Below are 16,495 nucleotides of genomic sequence, written 5' to 3'. Positions count from 1 at the left end.
CACTCTTGGGCGTATGGAGAAGCATATGATAATCTTGTAAAGCTATTGAATGCAAAACCATATTTTTATTATAAAAATTATTCAGTTCCTAAAAACAACCCAATTCATAATGCGGGTAGTGATTGGGAACTGAAAGAAGCAATAAAAAGGCAAATGCAGCCAGCAAGTTGCATTATTATATTGGCTGGAGTATATGCTACTTATAGCAAATGGATTAATATTGAAATAGAGTTGGCAAAAAGCATGAACAAGAAAATAATTGCTGTACAACCTTGGGCAGCAGAAAGAACCTCTATAGTAGTTAAAAACTCTGCCGACGGGATAGTTAAGTGGAGTACAGATTCTATTGTTGATGCTATACGAGAACTTTGTTAGTAGGAATAATTACATGAGTTATTTTTTACCCCTGTTATCTCTATAAGATTATTTGTAAAAATTTTGTATAAAAAGGACCGCTCTCGCGGCCTTTAAATTTAGCGGCTTACATGCACCCATTTCCCTGCACTTCATTTTATCGCGTTAAATGCTACATCATAGTTTATCTCTTTCGCGATTTTGGCAACGATTTGTTTTGAGACCAGTAAGTATTTATTGCTTATGGCTTGTAAAATTTTAAATAGGTTAATTTAAAAACTAAAACTAAAATAATTATTTAAGTAAAATAATCAAAATTTAGTTTAAAATACTTAAATAACGTAAATTTATCCTTTAAGAAAAGTTCTTAAAATTTTATATTTTTTGATAAATATTATTAAACAAAATAAAATAGTTGTCTATTGTTTAAGCTTTCTTGTCCTATACTTTAAAACTCCATATTAAAAAATCGGAAAGAGTGGGCGATGCGTGAAATTTTAAAACGAGACGGCACAAGACAAGAATTTGTAGCATATAAGATAGTAGATGCGATAAAAAAAGCATTTGCTAGCGAAAATTTAGCTTATGATGAGAAAGTTTTTACAAATGTTGTCCAAGATATCTTTCAAAAATCAAGCGCGATAACAGTCGAAGACATCCAAGATGCGATCGAAAAAGAGCTATTTAATAGCGGATATTTCGACGTTTTAAAGAGCTTTATGCTCTACCGCCACACGCATAAGCTTCAACGTGAGCAAATTTTAGGCCTAAATGACGATACGACCTACATAAATTCAACTCAAACGATAAATGAGTATATAAACGGCACCGACTGGAGAATTTCTGCAAACTCAAATACAAGCTACTCAAACGCAGGTCTCATCAACAATACCGCTGGCAAAGTCATAGCAAACTACTGGCTAGACGCTGTTTATAGCAAAGAAGAGGGACTTGCTCACAGAAATGGTGACTACCACATCCACGACCTTGACTGCCTTACAGGATATTGTGCTGGCTGGAGCTTGCGAGCTTTGTTAAACGAGGGCTTTAACGGCGTTCGTGGCAGGGTCGAGAGCAAAGCGCCAAAACATTTTAGAGAAGCGCTTTATCAAATGGCAAATTTCTTAGGAATTTTGCAAAGCGAGTGGGCGGGTGCTCAGGCGTTTTCTAGCTTTGATACCTACCTTGCGCCTTATGTTTTCAAAGACGATCTAAGCGACGCTGAGATCAAAAAGGCGATAACTAGCTTTATTTTTAACTTAAATGTGCCTGCACGCTGGGGACAAAGTCCATTTACAAATGTAACTATTGATATCACTTGTCCAAGCGACCTAAGAGATCAGATCCCAACGAGTGATGATATACACCTCTTTACAAATGTAAAAGATGAGAAAATTTTGAAAAAAGCAAAGGAGCGTGGCAGAAAAAATTTGATCGATATGACCTACAAGGACTTCGAGCCTGAAATGGCACGCATAGATAAGGCATTTTACGAGGTTTTAACAGCTGGTGATAAATGCTCGCAGCCTTTTACGTTTCCGATACCAACGGTAAATATCACAGAGGATTTTGACTGGGATAGCGAAGTGGCGGATGTACTCTTTGAAAATACCGCCAAAATGGGCTCAAGCTACTTTCAAAATTTTATCGGCTCACAATACACTTACGATGAAAATGGTAACAAGATAGAAAACGAAAAAGCCTACAAACCAGGCCATGTTCGCTCTATGTGCTGCCGCTTGCAGCTTGATCTAAGGGAGCTTTTAAAACGAGGTGGTGGTCTTTTTGGTAGTGCTGAGATGACAGGCTCTATCGGCGTTGTCACTATAAATTTGGCTCGCCTAGGATACAACTTCAAAGACGATAAAGTCGCACTTTATAACAGGCTTAGTTATCTTTTGGAGCTTGCTAAATCGACACTTGAAAAGAAGCGTAAATTTATACAAGAGATGTATGACAGAGGGCTTTATCCTTATACGGCTAGATATCTAAAGCACTTTAATAACCACTTTAGTACGATCGGTATAAATGGCATGAACGAGCTTCTTAGAAATTTCACAAATGACAAGGAGAATATCTCAACAAAATTTGGACGTGATTTTGCTATTGAGATGGTTGAGTTTTTACGCGATAAGATAAGGACATTTCAAGAAGAGACTGGAAATTTATATAACCTTGAGGCAACTCCAGCTGAGGGCACAACATACCGCTTTGCCAAAGAGGATAAAAAGCGCTATCCAGACATCATTCAAGCAGGTGGTGGGGAGAATATTTACTATACAAACTCAACCCAGCTTCCAGCAAATTTTACAGATGATGCTTACGAGGCACTTGATTTGCAAGATGATCTTCAGACTTCATACACTGGCGGCACAGTATTTCACCTTTATATGAAAGAAAGGATCAGCTCACCTAAAGCTTGTAAAGAGCTTGTAAAGAGCATAATCTCAAATTATAAGCTTCCATATATCACGATAACGCCAGTGTTTAGCGTTTGTTCAAAACATGGCTACATTGCTGGAGAGCATGAATTTTGTCCGCTTTGCGATGCAGAATTAATAGAAAAAGAGAAAAACAATTCCAAATAAGGAGAGGAAATGACAGAAAAAGAAATTTTGGAAAAAGTACAAGACAAACGCACAAAATGTGTAGTCTATACTCGTGTTATGGGTTATCATCGTCCAGTTGAGAGCTTTAACCTTGGTAAAAAAGGTGAGCATAAAGAGCGTATTAAATTTGATGAATACGCAAGTTGCTGCAAAAGATAATCACCGCAGCCAATAAAAACATAAAAACTCAAATAAAAAAGGCACAATCTTCTGTGCCTTTTAAATCTCAAAAGGTCCATAAATTTGCATAAAGTCTTTAGTATAACGCCATTTACTACGCTTGATTATCCAGACAAAGTGGCAGCGGTAGTTTGGTTTGCAGGCTGTAATATGCGGTGTGTATACTGCTACAACGTAGAGGTTGTAAACTCAAATGGTACTATAAGTATGAATGAGGTTTGTAGCTTTTTAGACCGCCGTATAGGTAAGCTAAATGGCATCGTATTTAGCGGTGGCGAATGCACGGCAAATCCTTTGTTTTTAAAACTCGCAAGAGAGGTTAAGTCAAGAAATTTTTGCCTAAAGGTCGATACAAATGGCTCTCATATTGAGATTTTAAAAGAGGCGATAGGTGAAGGGTTGATTGACTATATTGCACTTGATTTTAAAGCACCAAAAGAGAAATTTGCTGGCGTAACTGGCTCAAATTTATATGAAAAATTTATTAGTACACTAAAATATCTGCTTGAGATAAATTTTGATTTTGAAGTAAGAACAACCGTGCATGCAGATTTTTTAGATGAAACAGATATTTCTTTGATGTCTGAAATTCTTTATGACCTTGGATATAGAGGCAATTATTATTTGCAAAAATTCCTTAGCACAGGTGAAAATTTTGGAAATTTGGTTGATGCTAAAAGTAGCTTTGATCCGAAAAAAATAATCTCAAAACTTCCTATCAAACTAAGAAACTTTTAAATTTCTACTCATTATTTTTAACAAAAATTTTTGCTTTGCAAAACTATAATCATTAAAATTTAGTAAGGAGAAACTATGCAAAACTTCAGCTTTTTAAATCCCACAAGAATAGAATTTGGCAAAGACAAAGAGCAAAACATCGGCAGATATATGAGAGAATTTGGCGCTAAGAAGACACTTATTATTTATGGTAGTGAAAGGATCAAGCAAAATGGCCTTTTTGACGTGGCGACAAAGAGCCTAAGCGCAAATGGTATTGAGTTTTGCAAGATCGGTGGTGTGAAATCAAACCCAGTTCTAAGCAAGGTAAATGAGGCCATAAATTTAGCTAAAAAACAAGGCGTCGATAGCGTGCTAGCCATAGGCGGCGGCTCAGTACTTGACACGGCAAAGGCTGTGGCTGCTGGAACTAAATATAACGGCGACGTTTGGGACTTTTTTACCGGCAAAGATCCAAGTGAAGCGCTTATGATATTTGACATCATAACGCTTGCAGCAACTGGCTCAGAGATGAACGGCGGCTCGGTCGTCACAAACGAAGCCACAAAACAGAAATTTGCTATGCACGGAGCATGTCTTTACCCAAAAGTTTCAGTGATAAACCCAGTGCTTCAAGCAAGCGTGAGCAAAGAGTATTTGGTGTATTCGGCCTCAGACATTATTGCTCACAGCATCGAGGGCTATTTTACGGCTAGCATTCAGCCTGAGATCATAAATTTATACATCGAAGCAAACATAAAAACCGTTATGAAAACGACTGAAATTTTACTAAAAGAGCCAAAAAACTATGACGCTAGAGGCGAGTTTGCTTGGGCTGCGACGATGGCGCTAAATGGCCTAACTTACGTTGGCACGGCTGGCTACTCATATCCAAACCACATGATTGAGCACGCCATAGGTGCGGTGGTTGATTGTGCGCATGGAGCTGGGCTAAGTGTCGTGATGCCAGCTTGGATGAAGTGGTATAAGAGTAGAAATTTAGAGGCATTTAAGCGCTTTGGCAAAGAAATTTTTGGCGTGGATGACGCAGACGCAGGCATAGAGAAATTAAAAGAGTGGTTTAGCAAGATCGGTACACCTACAAGCCTAATTGAGATCGGCGTTGATGAGTCAAATTTAGACGAGATCATGACGCTAGTTTATGACTACGCAAAGGGCAGGGGCTTGGAGCAAATTTATACAAAAGAGGCCATAAGTGAAATTTTTGCCTTAGCGAGATAGAATTTATCTAAATTTTACAAAGGAAAGATATGAAAAAGATCGCCCTTATAGCTGGAGCTAGCGGTGCTGTGGGAAGTGAGATTTTAAAAAATTTATGCGAGAGTGAGTACTACAACAAGGTTATCGCCCTTGCTAGGCATGAGCTAGAATTTACTCACGAAAAGCTTGAAGTAAAGATAGTAAATTTTGACGAGCTAAAAGATGAGGTGCCATTTATCGCTGATGATGTCTTTTGCGCGCTTGGCACGACGATGAAGGTGGCAAAGCACAAGGAGCAGTTTTACAAAGTCGATGTGACCTATCCGCTAAATTTTGCGAAATTTGGCTTGGAGTGCGGCGCAAAACGTTTTGTCTTGCTCTCGGCTGCAGGTGCTAGCAGAAAGTCAGGCTCGTTTTACCTAAAGGCAAAAGGTCAAGCAGAAGCAAAGATAAAAGAGCTTGGATATAGCTCATTTCACATCGCTAGGCTGCCACTTATTGAGGCTGAGAGAAAGGAATTTAGGCTTGGCGAGTACATGGCGATAAAGGCGTTTAAATTTATCCCAAAAGGCTTTTTTGACGAGTATCGTCCGATGAGGGCGGCTGACATCGCTAAAGTGATCATGCAAGTAGCGCAAGATGACCACAGCGAAGGTGTCAAAATTTATAGCCCTATGGAGTATGCGAAGTGAAAAGATACATCGCCATCACTGGAGCAAGCTCAGGCATAGGAGCGGCCGCGGCAAAGGCATTTGCAAGGCGCGGGGAGAATTTGATCCTTATTGCAAGGCGTGGCGAACTTTTAGAAAATTTAAAAAGTGAGATAGCTAAATTTTCGGGTGTTGATGTCGTCATAGAGATTTGTGATCTCTCAAAGCAGGAAAATGCTCTCTTGCTTTGGCAAAATTTAGAAAAATATGAGCTAAAAGCGCTTATAAACAATGCTGGCTTTGGCGACTATAACAAGGTCGGCGAGCAAAATTTAGACAAGATCACACAGATGATAAATTTAAACATCATCTCACTTGTGACACTCTCAACGCTCTTTACTAAAAAATACAAAGACAAAGATACACAGCTTATAAACATCTCTTCGATAGGTGGCTACAAGATCGTGCCAAACGCGGTCACGTACTGCGCTAGTAAATTTTTCGTAAGTGCCTTTAGCGAGGGGCTTTACCACGAGCTAGCACAGGACAAGCAGGCAAAGATGGAGGCTAAAGTGCTAGCACCAGCTGCCACAAAGACAGAATTTGGCATGGTGACAACTAGCAAAGAGAGCTACGACTACGACAAGGCGTTTAAAAAGTATCACACGAGCGAGCAGATGGCGGAGTTTTTGCTGCGACTTTATGATAGCCATTACTGCGTTGGCTCGGTGGATAGAGATAGCTTTGAGTTTAGCTTAAGCAAGCCAAAATTTTACTACGCGATCAAATACGAGCCAAAAGATAACTAGGCGTTAAAGCCCTGGTAGCCTACGCCAAGGCTAGTAAAGCAAAAAGTAGGACAAAATAAAAAGGTAGATCATGAAATGCGTTAGAGTTGCTATTTTAGGGGTTTGTTTAGTAGGTGCTTGCTTTGGAAATGAACTTAAATTTGACGAGAGCAAGTTTGAGCTAAAAAGCGTGCAAGTTGGCGAGAGGACACTTAAATTTAGAGCATATGAAGGCATAGTCTATGTGGCAAAGCCAGTTAGCGACTACGAGGTGCTAAATTTCTACGTGCCAGAGGATAAATTTAGCGACCAAAAGACGGCCATTTTTATGCCAAATGCTATTGGCGGCTATATGAGCGCAATGCCACCAAAGCCAGAAATCCAAAACGAAAAACCAAATGCCACCCTCGAAGCGCTTCTTAGAGGCTATGTCGTGGCGAGCGTTGGCGCTAGAGGCAGGACGCTAAAAGATGGCGAAAAATTTATCGGCAAAGCGCCAGCTGCGATAGTCGATCTAAAAGCAGCCGTTAGATATCTTAAATTTAACGACAAATTTATGCCAGGCGACGCAAATAAGATCATCTCAAACGGCACTAGCGCAGGCGGTGCGATGTCGGCACTTCTGGGCGTTAGCGCAAATGCAAAAGAGTATGAGCCATATCTTAAAGAGCTAGGCGCTGCGAAAGCGGACGATCAAATTTATGCCGTCTCAGCCTACTGCCCTGTGACAAATTTAGAGCATGAGGACGAGGCTTACGAGTGGATGTTTGGGGATTTGGATAAATTTGAAAGTATTGATTTTGCAAGTCTTGATGCAAGCTCTTTTAACGATAGAAGCAAAAAGCCAAAGATGATATCAGGCGAGCTAAACGCCACGCAAAAAGAGCTCTCACGCGAGCTAAAGAGTAAATTCCCAGCCTATCTAAACTCGCTAAATTTAAAAGACGCCAAAGGTCATGCGCTAAGCCTTGATGAAAATGGCGAGGGCAGCTTCAAAGAGTATATAAACACCCTTATTTCAAAGGCATTTACTGCTACAAAAAGCAGCGACAAAAGCACGCTCACGCCTAAATTTATAACTCTTGACACGCAGGGATGCTCGCTTGGATATACATTCAAATTTGAGGACTTCATCGCCTCGTTAAAACGTGCCAAAGCGGTGGTTGCCTTTGACGGCCTTGGGCTAGAAAATCCTGAAAACGGCCTTTTTGGCGATAGCAAAACGCCTGCAAAGCACTTTACTAAATTTGCAAAAGACCGAAGCGAGGGCGAGATGGCGGAGGCTAGCGTCATAAAGATGATGAATGCGATGAACTACGTCAAAAATAAAAATTCGGCAAAATTTTACCGCATAAGACAGGGTACAAACGACACCGACTTAGCCCTTGCCGTACCTGCTATGCTCGCGCTTTCGCTTAAAAATGCTGGCAAAGAGGTTGATTTTGAAGCGGTCTGGGGAGAAGGACATGGTGGTGATTACGATCTAGACGAGCTTTTTGCTTGGATGAAAAGAGTGGAGCAAAGATAAATTTAAGGAGTTTTGATGTTTAAAAAGCTATTTTTACTAGCGGTTTTGGCGGCGTTTGCCTTTGGGGCGGAGGCGAAAGTGAGCTTACAGGAGCTACTTTCAACGCCAAATAACAAGAGCTTGCTTAGACAGCTTGGCAGGGAAAAAATACTAAGCTCAAAGAGCGAGCCAGGCACGCAGGCGATCTTTTTTGCGAGCGCAAAGAGCAAGCCAGAGCTATTTTACGTGCTTGAGTTTTACAAGGACGAGGCGGCTTATAAAAAGCATATAAGCTCGGCGCATTTTAAGAAATTTGCAAGTGCAAGTGCTGAAATTTTGGCTAGCAAAAAGGCTATTGGTGTAAAAAAGAGGGCTGCGTTTTCTAAAAATTTAACGCCGGAGAGGCTAAAAGATGCCTACTTTCACATCACAAATTTAAGCCTTTTAGCAAAAAGCGATGCGAAATTTGAAAAGATCATCAAACAATATATGCAAAAAAGTGTAGATGAGGGCGCTTATGCGCAGTTTGCCTTTAGTAAAAAGGATGCGCCAAACAAGTGGGTGCTAGTTGAAATTTACAAAGACGAAGCTAGCTTTGAGAGCTACCGCCACAGCGAAAACTACAAGGCTTACGCCAAAGAGCGAGCAGGGCTAATAGACGAATTTGACGGCTTTGGTCTTAATAATGAGACCTCATTTAGCAAGGTAAAATTTTAGGAGATGTTATGAAGAAAATTTCACTTTTTTGCGCACTGGCACTCATTGGCAGCACGGCTTTTGCCCTTGATAAGGCAGGATGTGAGAGTTTAAAAGACGCGAAAATTTTAAACAACGAGATGATAGATGCGGTGTGGAATGAGAGTGGCGAAGTATCAGCCGATAAGATGTCTGCGCTAACTGGCGGCAGCAAAAATAATATCAAAGCAAAGCCTCACTGCGTGGTGCATGGCAAACTCTATAAACGCACTGGAAGTGACGGCAAAGAGTATGCGATTGATTACGAGATAAGGCTGCCAGAGCAGTGGAATGAGAAATTTTTGTTTCAAGGTGGGGGCGGTATGGACGGCTTTGTAGCGCCTACTCTTGGCGCAGTGCCGATACGAACAAGCACAGCCACGCCAGCGCTTCTTAGAGGTTACGCGGTAGTTACAACAAACTCAGGCCACCCAAAGCCAACGGCTGAGTTTGGGCTAGATCAGCAAGCAAGGCTAGACTACGCCTATCAGGCGATCGGCAAGGTCACGGACGCATCTAAGCAAATTTTAGCTGCCGCATACGCCAAAAAGCCAAAGCATAGCTACTTCATGGGCTGCTCAAATGGCGGCAGGGCAGCACTAATCGCAGCCCAGCGTTATCCGCTAGAATTTGATGGCGTCATCGCTGCAAACCCTGGCTTTAGGCTATCTCGCGCGGCGATCGCTCAGCAGTGGGACAACCAAGCCCTTATGAAGATAGCTCCAAAAAATGAAAAAGGCGAGAAAATTTTTGCAAATGCACTAACTAAGGACGACCTTGACAAGCTAAGCCACGCTGTGCTAGAAAAATGTGACGCCTTAGACGGGTTAAAAGATGGGATCATAAATGCGTGGGAAGCGTGCAAATTTGATCCAAAAAGTCTAAATTTAGTAAAGCAAAAGATAGAGGCGATAGAGAAAATCTTTAACGGAGCCAGAAACAGCAAGGGTGAACAAATTTATAGTGGCTGGTTTTACGACTCAGGCGTGAGCGCCGAGGGCTGGAGACAGTGGAAGCTAGGCGACTCACAAAGCGCCAAGCCAAATGCTAGAAATATCACGCTCTCAAGCGGCTCGGTGAATTATTATTTTCTAACGCCAGCACAGCCAAATTTTGACACGATAAATTTTGACTTTGACAAAGACACGCCAAAGACTTTCGAGACTGCGGCGATAAATGACGCCATCTCAACAAGCCTTAGCACATTTAGCGCAAATGGCGGTAAGCTAATCATCGTAACTGGCGTCTCAGACCCAGTTTTTTCAGCTAAAGATCAAAGGGATTGGTTTAAAAAGCTAGAGGCTGATAATAAAAATAGCCAAAATTTCGCGGCATTTTTTGCGCTACCTGGGATGAACCATTGCGGTGGCGGCAACGGCATAGATGACGTCGATCCGCTTAGTGCGCTTGAAGCGTGGCATGAAAAGGGCGAAGCGCCAAAGAGCATGCTAGCTAAGAGCAAGACCTATGCTGGCAAGGAATTTTTGGTGTGTGCGTATCCAAAGGTGGCTACATACGTGGGCGGTGACGTGAGCAAGGCAAGTAGCTTTGTTTGCAAGTAAATTTAAGAAAGTAAATTTAAAGGGGTAAAAATGAGTGAAATTTTAGTCGTATCAGGTCACACCGACCTTGAAAATTCCTTTGCGAATAAGATCATATTAGGCGAGCTAAAAAAGCACTTGCCAGAGGCTAAATTTGACATACTAAGCGAGCTTTATAAAAACTACGCTATCGACGTAAAAGCCGAGCAAGAAAAGCTAGTAAAGGCTGATGTGATCGTGCTTGTTTATCCATTTTTCTGGTACGGCGTGCCATCGCTTTTACAAAAGTGGTTTGAAGATGTGCTAGTTCATGGCTTCTCTCATGGCAGCAGCGGAGATAAGCTACGGGGTAAAAAGCTGGTACTTTCATTTACTTCTGGCTCGCCTGAGGAGCTTTATAAAAAAGAGGCGCTTCAGCGCTATGAGATAGAGGAGTTTTTGCCATCACTTAAGGCGTTAGCAAATATGTGTGGCATGGAGTTTGCAGGCTATGTTTATAGCGGAGGGCTATCATATCAGAGCAGGCACGATGAGGCAAAGCTTGCTTTGATGAGGCAAAAGGCGCTTGATCATGCAAAGAGGCTAGAGGAGCTGATAGGTAAAATTTCATGATACCAGCGAAATTTTATAGATATGTTTTTGCGTTTATAATGTCAGCATTTATGGCGTTTTTTATGTCATTTGTGCTGACATATTTAAACCTTGGTTTTATTGATGGCTTTGTGAAAATTTGGCTAATTGCTTATGTAAAAGCCTTTGTAGTGGCGTATCCTGTGCTTTTGCTAGTCTCTCCATTTGTAACAAAACTCACACAAACTTTATGTAAAAAATAAAATAATAATATACGTTATCAATAAAAATTATTATTTACTTATTTTAATTATTTGGTTATAATCCACTCAAAAATTTATCAAAATAGGAGTTAAAATGAGACAATACGAAACATACAGATGCGAAAAATGCGGCAACGAGATCGAGGTACAAAAGGTTGGCGGCGGTACACTAACCTGTTGCGGCGAAGAGATGAAATGTGTAACTGAAAATTTAACAGCGGTAAATTTGATGAAGGCATTTGCTGGCGAGTCACAAGCTAGAAACAAGTACGAGCTTTACGGCGATCTAGCCAAAGAAGCAGGCTATCACGCGATAGCTAGACACTTTTACGAGGCAGCTGAAAATGAAAAATGGCATGCAAGAGCTGAGTTTAAAAAATATCACGAGCTAATGAACGATCCGATAGATAAGATGGATAAAAATTTACTTGACGCGGCAGCTGGCGAAAACTACGAGCATACGACTATGTATCCAGACTTTGCAAAGATCGCAAAAGAAGAAGAGCTAAGAGATGTTGAAAGGCTATTTAATGCGATCGGTAAGGTTGAGGTTGAGCATGAAAGAGAATATCTAGAGCTTAAAAAGATGCTTGATGAAGAGGGCTTTTTTGAGAGCGATGAGGAAGATATCTGGGTTTGTGAGGTGTGCGGACACGTTCACAGAGGCAAAAAAGCTCCAGGCGCTTGCCCACTTTGCAAAGCTCCAAAAGAGTATTTTAAACGTGAATTTCTAGGCTAAAAAGCCAAAAATAGCCAAGACGCTTGTCTTGGCTATTAATTTAAGTCATAAAATATTATAAAAATGATACAATCCTTTCAAATTTTCACAAGGAGAAAGAGATGAAAAAATCACTTTTAGTTTTAGCTACTCTTGGCTTTGCACTAAGCCTAAACGCTGCAGATCTTACAGATACTTGCAAATCATACTTCTCAGACATCGATAAGATGGTTGAAGCTTACAAAAAAGCTGGTCAAGATCAACAAGTAAAAATTTATGAAGATCAAAAGAAGCAATCAATGGATCAACTTGCTGCACTTCCAAAAGAGCAACAAGACGCTACTTGCAAACAAGCTAAAGAGATGTTTGCTCAAGTAATGGAACAAATGAAAAAACAAGGTCTTTTAAAATAAATTTTATGGCTAGTTTTTCTAGCCATATCCTAATCCTCTTTTTCTAATTCGTTATTTACGCCGATCTCTTTTACTTCTATATCTTTTTGCTCGTCTGGAGACAAGCGTTTAAAATTTTCAAGTCTACTAACAAGACCATCTCTACCACTAAAACTTGATGCAAGGGCGTTAAAATGTTTATTTGCAGTATTTAGTGTATTGCTAAGTCTATTCATATGCTCGGCCACATTGCGGACTTTATCATAAATTTTAATCGCACTCTTTACGATATTTTTGGCCTCTTCATTGCCACGCTCTATGCGCCATAAATTTGCCACTGTGCGAAGAATAGGCATAAGTGTAGTGTGAGATACTAGTATTACGCGCTTTTGAAATGCGTAGTCAAAAAGGGAACTATCAAATTTCATAGCCTCGATATATGCTGGTTCAATTGGTATAAACATCAATACAAAATCAGGGCTATCAGGTACGATCTCACTGTAATTTTTGCTATTTAAGCTATCTATGTGATTTTTCATAGAAGCAATATACTCTTTCAATGCTAAATTTAGCTCTTCCTCATTGCTGGCTGTGATAGCCTTTTCGTAAGCTATAAGTGAGACTTTAGAATCAACTATTAGATGCTTGCCATCTGGTATCTTTACTATAAAATCAGGAATAAGACGTTTGCCCTCTTCGTTCTTGAAATTTTGTTGTGTCAAGTAGTGCTCATCTTTAACAAGTCCAGAAGCCTCAAATGTGCGTTCAAGCTGTATTTCACCCCAGTTTCCAAGTGTTTTATTGCTACCTTTTAGTGCAGTGGCTAGTGAGTTTGCCTCTTTTGACATTGAGATACCAATTTCACTTATGTGCTTAATCTGCGTTCCTAACGCGCTCATACCTTTAACTGACTCATCGTGGACTGCATTTACGCGCTCTTGAAAGGTTGAAATTTGCTCCTTTAGTGGCTTTAGTAAAAGATCTAAAGAATTTTGGCTATTTTGTGTGAAATTTGCACTTTTTTCTTCAAATATTTTATTTGCAAGATTAGAAAATTCCAAATTTAACTCATTTTTTACTTTTAATAAATTTGCCTCTTGCTCTTTTAGGCTATTTTCTTTTGCTTCTATTTCATTTCTAAGCACAGCCATATCACGTTTTAATCTATTTTCTCTCTCATTTGCTTCAGTTAAAGCATTTTTATTTTGATTTAGCTCGGCTAGAGTTGCAGTGAAATTTGCCTCGTTATTCTTGGCCCTTTCATTTGCTGTACCGATACTCTCTTTAAGCTCGTTTATCACGCGCTCCATCGCGTCTTCGGCTTCGTCTTTTTGTGCTATTTTGGTTTTTAGAGCATCGATCTCACTGATGAGCTCGTCTATTCGCTCGTGATTTGACATAAGTCTTGCTTTTTGCTCGCTAATTAGCTGCAGATTTTCACTATTTTTAGATACTAAATTTGTTAGATTTGATGAAATTTCAAAATTTTCTTGCTCTTTCTGTGCCAAATTTCTCTTTAGCTCAAGTTTGTCTCTATTAAATGAGTAGATGACAAATATCGCAATCAAAAATAGTACTCCTAAAAATATGGCAGCATAAAAATAGAAATCTTGTTGCATTTAGTATCCTTAAAAAATGAAGAAATTTTTATATTTTTATAAAAGCAAAGAGACACTCCTTGCTTTTATAGTAAATTTTTATGCTTCTAGCACTGCACCGTTGCTTGCGTTTGTGACTAGTTTGCGGTATTGCCTTAGCCAGCGAGATGTTAGCGGTTTATCAACTGGCTTAAATTCCGCTCTTCTCTTTGCGATCTCAGCTTCGCTTAAGCGAACATTTATCTCGTATTTATCGACGTCTATATCAATGATATCGCCATCTTGTAGCAAGCCTATCATACCACCCTCAGCTGCCTCTGGGCTCACGTGACCGATGCTTAGACCCCTTGTCGCTCCGCTAAAGCGACCATCTGTGATAAGAGCCACGTCTGCGCCAAGTCCTCGTCCCATGATGAGTGAAGTAGGGCTTAGCATCTCTTGCATGCCAGGGCCTCCGCGTGGGCCTTCGTAGCGGATGACGACGACATCACCTTTATCTACTTTGCCACTTGAGATGCCAGCTATTGCTTCATCTTGTGAGTTAAAGCAGACAGCTTTGCCGCTAAATTTACGCTCACCAACGATGCCAGCTGTCTTGATGACACAGCCTTGCTCGGCCAAATTTCCAAATAAAATGGCAAGTCCGCCAACTTGTGAATAGGCGTTTTCTACTTTGTGAATGATGCTTTCATCTTTGATGTCACTTACTTCTACGCGCTCACCCAAAGTTTCGCCGCTAACTGTTATGTTGTCTAGGTTTAGCATGCCGTTATCTCTGCGTGAAATTTCTTTTATCACCGCATTCATGCCGCCAGCTCTGCCGATATCCTCCATATGCACATTTGGTAAGCTTGGGCTGATCTTAGCGATGTGGGCGATATTTTGGCTGATCTTATTTAGCTCTTTAATATCTAAATTTACGCCAGCCTCTCTTGATATGGCTAGCATATGAAGGACGGTGTTGCTGCTGCCGCCCATCGCCATATCAACGACAAGTGCGTTGCGGATTGCTTTTTCATTTAGTATGTTTCTTATCTTAAATTTCTCATCAAGTGCGATCTCACAGATTCTGCGAGCAGCCTGTCTAATAAGCTCCTCACGCTCCGGAGTTAGCGCTAGGATAGTGCCGTTGCCAGGAAGTGCTATGCCCATTGCTTCACAAAGCGTATTCATGGAATTTGCCGTAAACATACCGCTGCAGCTGCCACCGCTTGGGCATGCATTGCACTCGATATCTTTTAGCTCAGCCTCATCTATCTCTTTGGTCTCAAATTTACCAACCGCCTCAAACGCAGTCGCAAGATCTATCGGCTTGCCATCTTTTGTGTAGCCCTTTTTCATTGGGCCACCGCTTACAAACACGGTCGGGACATTGACCCTTAAAGCGCCCATAACCATTCCAGGGACGATCTTATCGCAGTTTGGCATACAAACTAGTGCATCAAGTGCATGAGCGTTCATCACAGTCTCGATCGAGTTTGCGATGATCTCGCGGCTAGGCAAGCTATATAGCATGCCCCCATGCCCCATCGCGATGCCATCATCCACGCCGATGCAGTTAAACTCAAATGGAATACAGCCATTTTTGCGAATTTCATCTTTTAAAATTTGTGCATATTTATTTAAGAAAAAGTGGCCAGGTATGATCTCTATAAAGCTGTTTGCAACGCCGATAAATGGTTTAGCAAAGTCATTGTCTTTTAGTCCAGTCGCACGTAAAAGTGAGCGGTGTGGGGCTCTTGTGTAGCCTTTTTTGATTATGTCGCTTCTCAAATTTGATCCTTTTTTAAAATTTGAGAGGATTTTATCACATATAAAGTATCAAAGATTTTAAAAAAATTTTGCAAATTTAAAAATTTTTTTATTACATAAATAACACATTAAATTTTTAAAATTTATCCAAAAAGGATGAGCTAAATAGCTACGAAATTTCGGTAATTTTAATCAAAACAGTATGCAAAATAATAACGTAAAAATATTATCAATGTGTTATAAATATTGATTTATAGGGCTTTATTGTACCTTGGTACAATTTACAAGACTTATGAAAATTTATACAATGCGATAAAATTTTTTAACAAGGATGAGAAAATGATCGTAAAAATAGAGGGCATAAAAGTGATGCCAATGCAAACTAAAATTTTAAATTCTAGTGCAAACTTTTATGAAAATAACTTCACAAATACAACTTTAATTTTTCCTTTTTACGCGAAGAAGTAAAACAACTTCTAATCTCCAAAACAAGAGTGATTAGCTTTTATTTTAAATTTAATTTATAGTTAAGAGAGTTTTATATGCAAAGTGAAAAAACAGAAATTTTAATTGATGAAGTGAATGAAACAATAGATTCGATATTTAGAACCTGTAATAAAAATGGTGGAACAAAGAAAGCTTTAGAAAATAAAAAACTAAATAAAGAAGTTCTAAGAGATAAGCTTAAGTCGATCTTTTTAAAATTTAGCCAGATAGATGATGCTGATTTTAAAAGTACAATACTTATAAGTGATGAGACAAAAGAGCTAAATGAGATAACAACGGCATTTGATGCAAATGAAAATCTTAGTTTGCCTGAGCTAGAGCGAGCGATAAACTATAATCTAACTAGTATCAAAGAAGCAATCTATAAATTTCAAAATAACAACTCATAATGGG

Annotated in this window: 16 protein-coding genes and 1 pseudogene; 15 read left to right on the top strand and 2 right to left on the bottom strand. The window is 39.9% G+C overall.

Features of this window, described 5'->3' with window-relative positions; all coding sequences use genetic code 11:
- The 13 genes and pseudogenes from FZ940_RS05425 to FZ940_RS05360 all read left to right on the top strand — a co-directional run.
- The coding region (locus FZ940_RS05425) for a TIR domain-containing protein (RefSeq protein ID WP_148822099.1) at window positions 1-375 on the top strand (375 nt) is incomplete at its 5' end.
- Between the two features lie 464 nt (window positions 376-839).
- A pseudogene (locus tag FZ940_RS05420) lies at window positions 840-3,122 on the top strand (ribonucleoside triphosphate reductase).
- A gap of 84 nt (window positions 3,123-3,206) precedes the next feature.
- On the top strand, window positions 3,207-3,881 hold the full coding sequence (locus FZ940_RS05410; protein WP_148821847.1) for an anaerobic ribonucleoside-triphosphate reductase activating protein: 675 nt from the start codon (window positions 3,207-3,209) through the stop codon (window positions 3,879-3,881).
- A gap of 75 nt (window positions 3,882-3,956) precedes the next feature.
- Complete coding sequence (locus FZ940_RS05405) at window positions 3,957-5,102, top strand: iron-containing alcohol dehydrogenase (protein WP_148821845.1); 1,146 nt, start codon at window positions 3,957-3,959, stop codon at window positions 5,100-5,102.
- Between the two features lie 29 nt (window positions 5,103-5,131).
- Window positions 5,132-5,773 carry an NAD(P)H-binding protein gene (locus tag FZ940_RS05400; RefSeq protein ID WP_148821844.1) on the top strand — a complete coding sequence of 214 codons (642 nt, stop codon included), beginning with the start codon at window positions 5,132-5,134 and terminating at the stop codon, window positions 5,771-5,773.
- Entirely contained in the window at window positions 5,770-6,540 is a 771-nt protein-coding gene (locus tag FZ940_RS05395) for an SDR family NAD(P)-dependent oxidoreductase (protein WP_148821842.1), read from the top strand. Before FZ940_RS05400 ends, FZ940_RS05395 begins: the two co-directional genes overlap by 4 nt.
- 70 nt (window positions 6,541-6,610) lie before the next feature.
- Window positions 6,611-8,047, top strand: coding sequence for a subtype B tannase (locus tag FZ940_RS05390; RefSeq protein ID WP_148821840.1), 1,437 nt, complete (start codon window positions 6,611-6,613; stop codon window positions 8,045-8,047).
- Window positions 8,048-8,062: 15 nt separating this feature from the next.
- Window positions 8,063-8,743, top strand: coding sequence for a putative quinol monooxygenase (locus FZ940_RS05385; protein ID WP_148821838.1), 681 nt, complete (start codon window positions 8,063-8,065; stop codon window positions 8,741-8,743).
- An 8-nt stretch (window positions 8,744-8,751) separates the two neighbouring features.
- Window positions 8,752-10,323 (top strand): tannase/feruloyl esterase family alpha/beta hydrolase, encoded by a 1,572-nt coding sequence (locus tag FZ940_RS05380; RefSeq protein WP_148821836.1) that lies wholly within the window; start codon window positions 8,752-8,754, stop codon window positions 10,321-10,323.
- 30 nt (window positions 10,324-10,353) lie between these two features.
- Complete coding sequence (locus FZ940_RS05375) at window positions 10,354-10,914, top strand: NAD(P)H-dependent oxidoreductase (RefSeq protein ID WP_148821835.1); 561 nt, start codon at window positions 10,354-10,356, stop codon at window positions 10,912-10,914.
- Window positions 10,911-11,135: a DUF2798 domain-containing protein gene (locus FZ940_RS05370; RefSeq protein ID WP_148821833.1), complete on the top strand. Its 225-nt coding sequence runs from the start codon at window positions 10,911-10,913 to the stop codon at window positions 11,133-11,135. The genes FZ940_RS05375 and FZ940_RS05370 overlap by 4 nt, the downstream gene beginning before the upstream one ends.
- Before the next feature lie 94 nt (window positions 11,136-11,229).
- Complete coding sequence (locus tag FZ940_RS05365; protein WP_148821831.1) at window positions 11,230-11,874, top strand: ferritin family protein; 645 nt, start codon at window positions 11,230-11,232, stop codon at window positions 11,872-11,874.
- Between the two features lie 101 nt (window positions 11,875-11,975).
- The gene (locus FZ940_RS05360) at window positions 11,976-12,266 is read left to right on the top strand and encodes a DUF5339 domain-containing protein (RefSeq protein ID WP_021091917.1); all 291 of its coding nucleotides are present in this window, start codon (window positions 11,976-11,978) and stop codon (window positions 12,264-12,266) included.
- 29 nt (window positions 12,267-12,295) lie between these two features.
- Here FZ940_RS05360 and FZ940_RS05355 read toward each other — a convergent pair whose 3' ends face one another.
- Entirely contained in the window at window positions 12,296-13,864 is a 1,569-nt protein-coding gene (locus FZ940_RS05355) for a DNA recombination protein RmuC (RefSeq protein WP_148821829.1), read from the bottom strand.
- A 78-nt stretch (window positions 13,865-13,942) separates the two neighbouring features.
- Entirely contained in the window at window positions 13,943-15,616 is a 1,674-nt protein-coding gene (ilvD, locus tag FZ940_RS05350) for a dihydroxy-acid dehydratase (protein ID WP_148821827.1), read from the bottom strand.
- A 318-nt stretch (window positions 15,617-15,934) separates the two neighbouring features.
- Here ilvD and FZ940_RS09615 point away from each other — a divergent pair, with 318 nt between their 5' ends.
- Both FZ940_RS09615 and FZ940_RS05345 read left to right on the top strand, forming a co-directional pair.
- Complete coding sequence (locus tag FZ940_RS09615; protein WP_262367603.1) at window positions 15,935-16,063, top strand: hypothetical protein; 129 nt, start codon at window positions 15,935-15,937, stop codon at window positions 16,061-16,063.
- Between the two features lie 74 nt (window positions 16,064-16,137).
- Window positions 16,138-16,491: a hypothetical protein gene (locus tag FZ940_RS05345; protein ID WP_148821825.1), complete on the top strand. Its 354-nt coding sequence runs from the start codon at window positions 16,138-16,140 to the stop codon at window positions 16,489-16,491.
- Window positions 16,492-16,495: the final 4 nt, after the last annotated feature.

Origin of the sequence: Campylobacter concisus, from assembly GCF_902460415.1 — a bacterium.
Classification (GTDB): domain Bacteria; phylum Campylobacterota; class Campylobacteria; order Campylobacterales; family Campylobacteraceae; genus Campylobacter_A; species Campylobacter_A concisus_Y.
This window is presented reverse-complemented; position numbering and strand designations above follow the sequence as displayed.

What these genes read in the sequence shown, in the direction of transcription:
- FZ940_RS05355 (WP_148821829.1), bottom strand. Translation starts at nt 13,864, where the DNA reads ATGCAACAAGATTTCTATTTTTATGCTGCCATATTTTTAGGAGTACTA.
- FZ940_RS05360 (WP_021091917.1), top strand. Translation starts at nt 11,976, where the DNA reads ATGAAAAAATCACTTTTAGTTTTAGCTACTCTTGGCTTTGCACTAAGC.
- FZ940_RS09615 (WP_262367603.1), top strand. Translation starts at nt 15,935, where the DNA reads ATGATCGTAAAAATAGAGGGCATAAAAGTGATGCCAATGCAAACTAAA.
- FZ940_RS05400 (WP_148821844.1), top strand. Translation starts at nt 5,132, where the DNA reads ATGAAAAAGATCGCCCTTATAGCTGGAGCTAGCGGTGCTGTGGGAAGT.
- FZ940_RS05380 (WP_148821836.1), top strand. Translation starts at nt 8,752, where the DNA reads ATGAAGAAAATTTCACTTTTTTGCGCACTGGCACTCATTGGCAGCACG.
- FZ940_RS05405 (WP_148821845.1), top strand. Translation starts at nt 3,957, where the DNA reads ATGCAAAACTTCAGCTTTTTAAATCCCACAAGAATAGAATTTGGCAAA.
- FZ940_RS05365 (WP_148821831.1), top strand. Translation starts at nt 11,230, where the DNA reads ATGAGACAATACGAAACATACAGATGCGAAAAATGCGGCAACGAGATC.
- FZ940_RS05390 (WP_148821840.1), top strand. Translation starts at nt 6,611, where the DNA reads ATGAAATGCGTTAGAGTTGCTATTTTAGGGGTTTGTTTAGTAGGTGCT.
- FZ940_RS05385 (WP_148821838.1), top strand. Translation starts at nt 8,063, where the DNA reads ATGTTTAAAAAGCTATTTTTACTAGCGGTTTTGGCGGCGTTTGCCTTT.
- FZ940_RS05345 (WP_148821825.1), top strand. Translation starts at nt 16,138, where the DNA reads ATGCAAAGTGAAAAAACAGAAATTTTAATTGATGAAGTGAATGAAACA.
- FZ940_RS05375 (WP_148821835.1), top strand. Translation starts at nt 10,354, where the DNA reads ATGAGTGAAATTTTAGTCGTATCAGGTCACACCGACCTTGAAAATTCC.
- FZ940_RS05370 (WP_148821833.1), top strand. Translation starts at nt 10,911, where the DNA reads ATGATACCAGCGAAATTTTATAGATATGTTTTTGCGTTTATAATGTCA.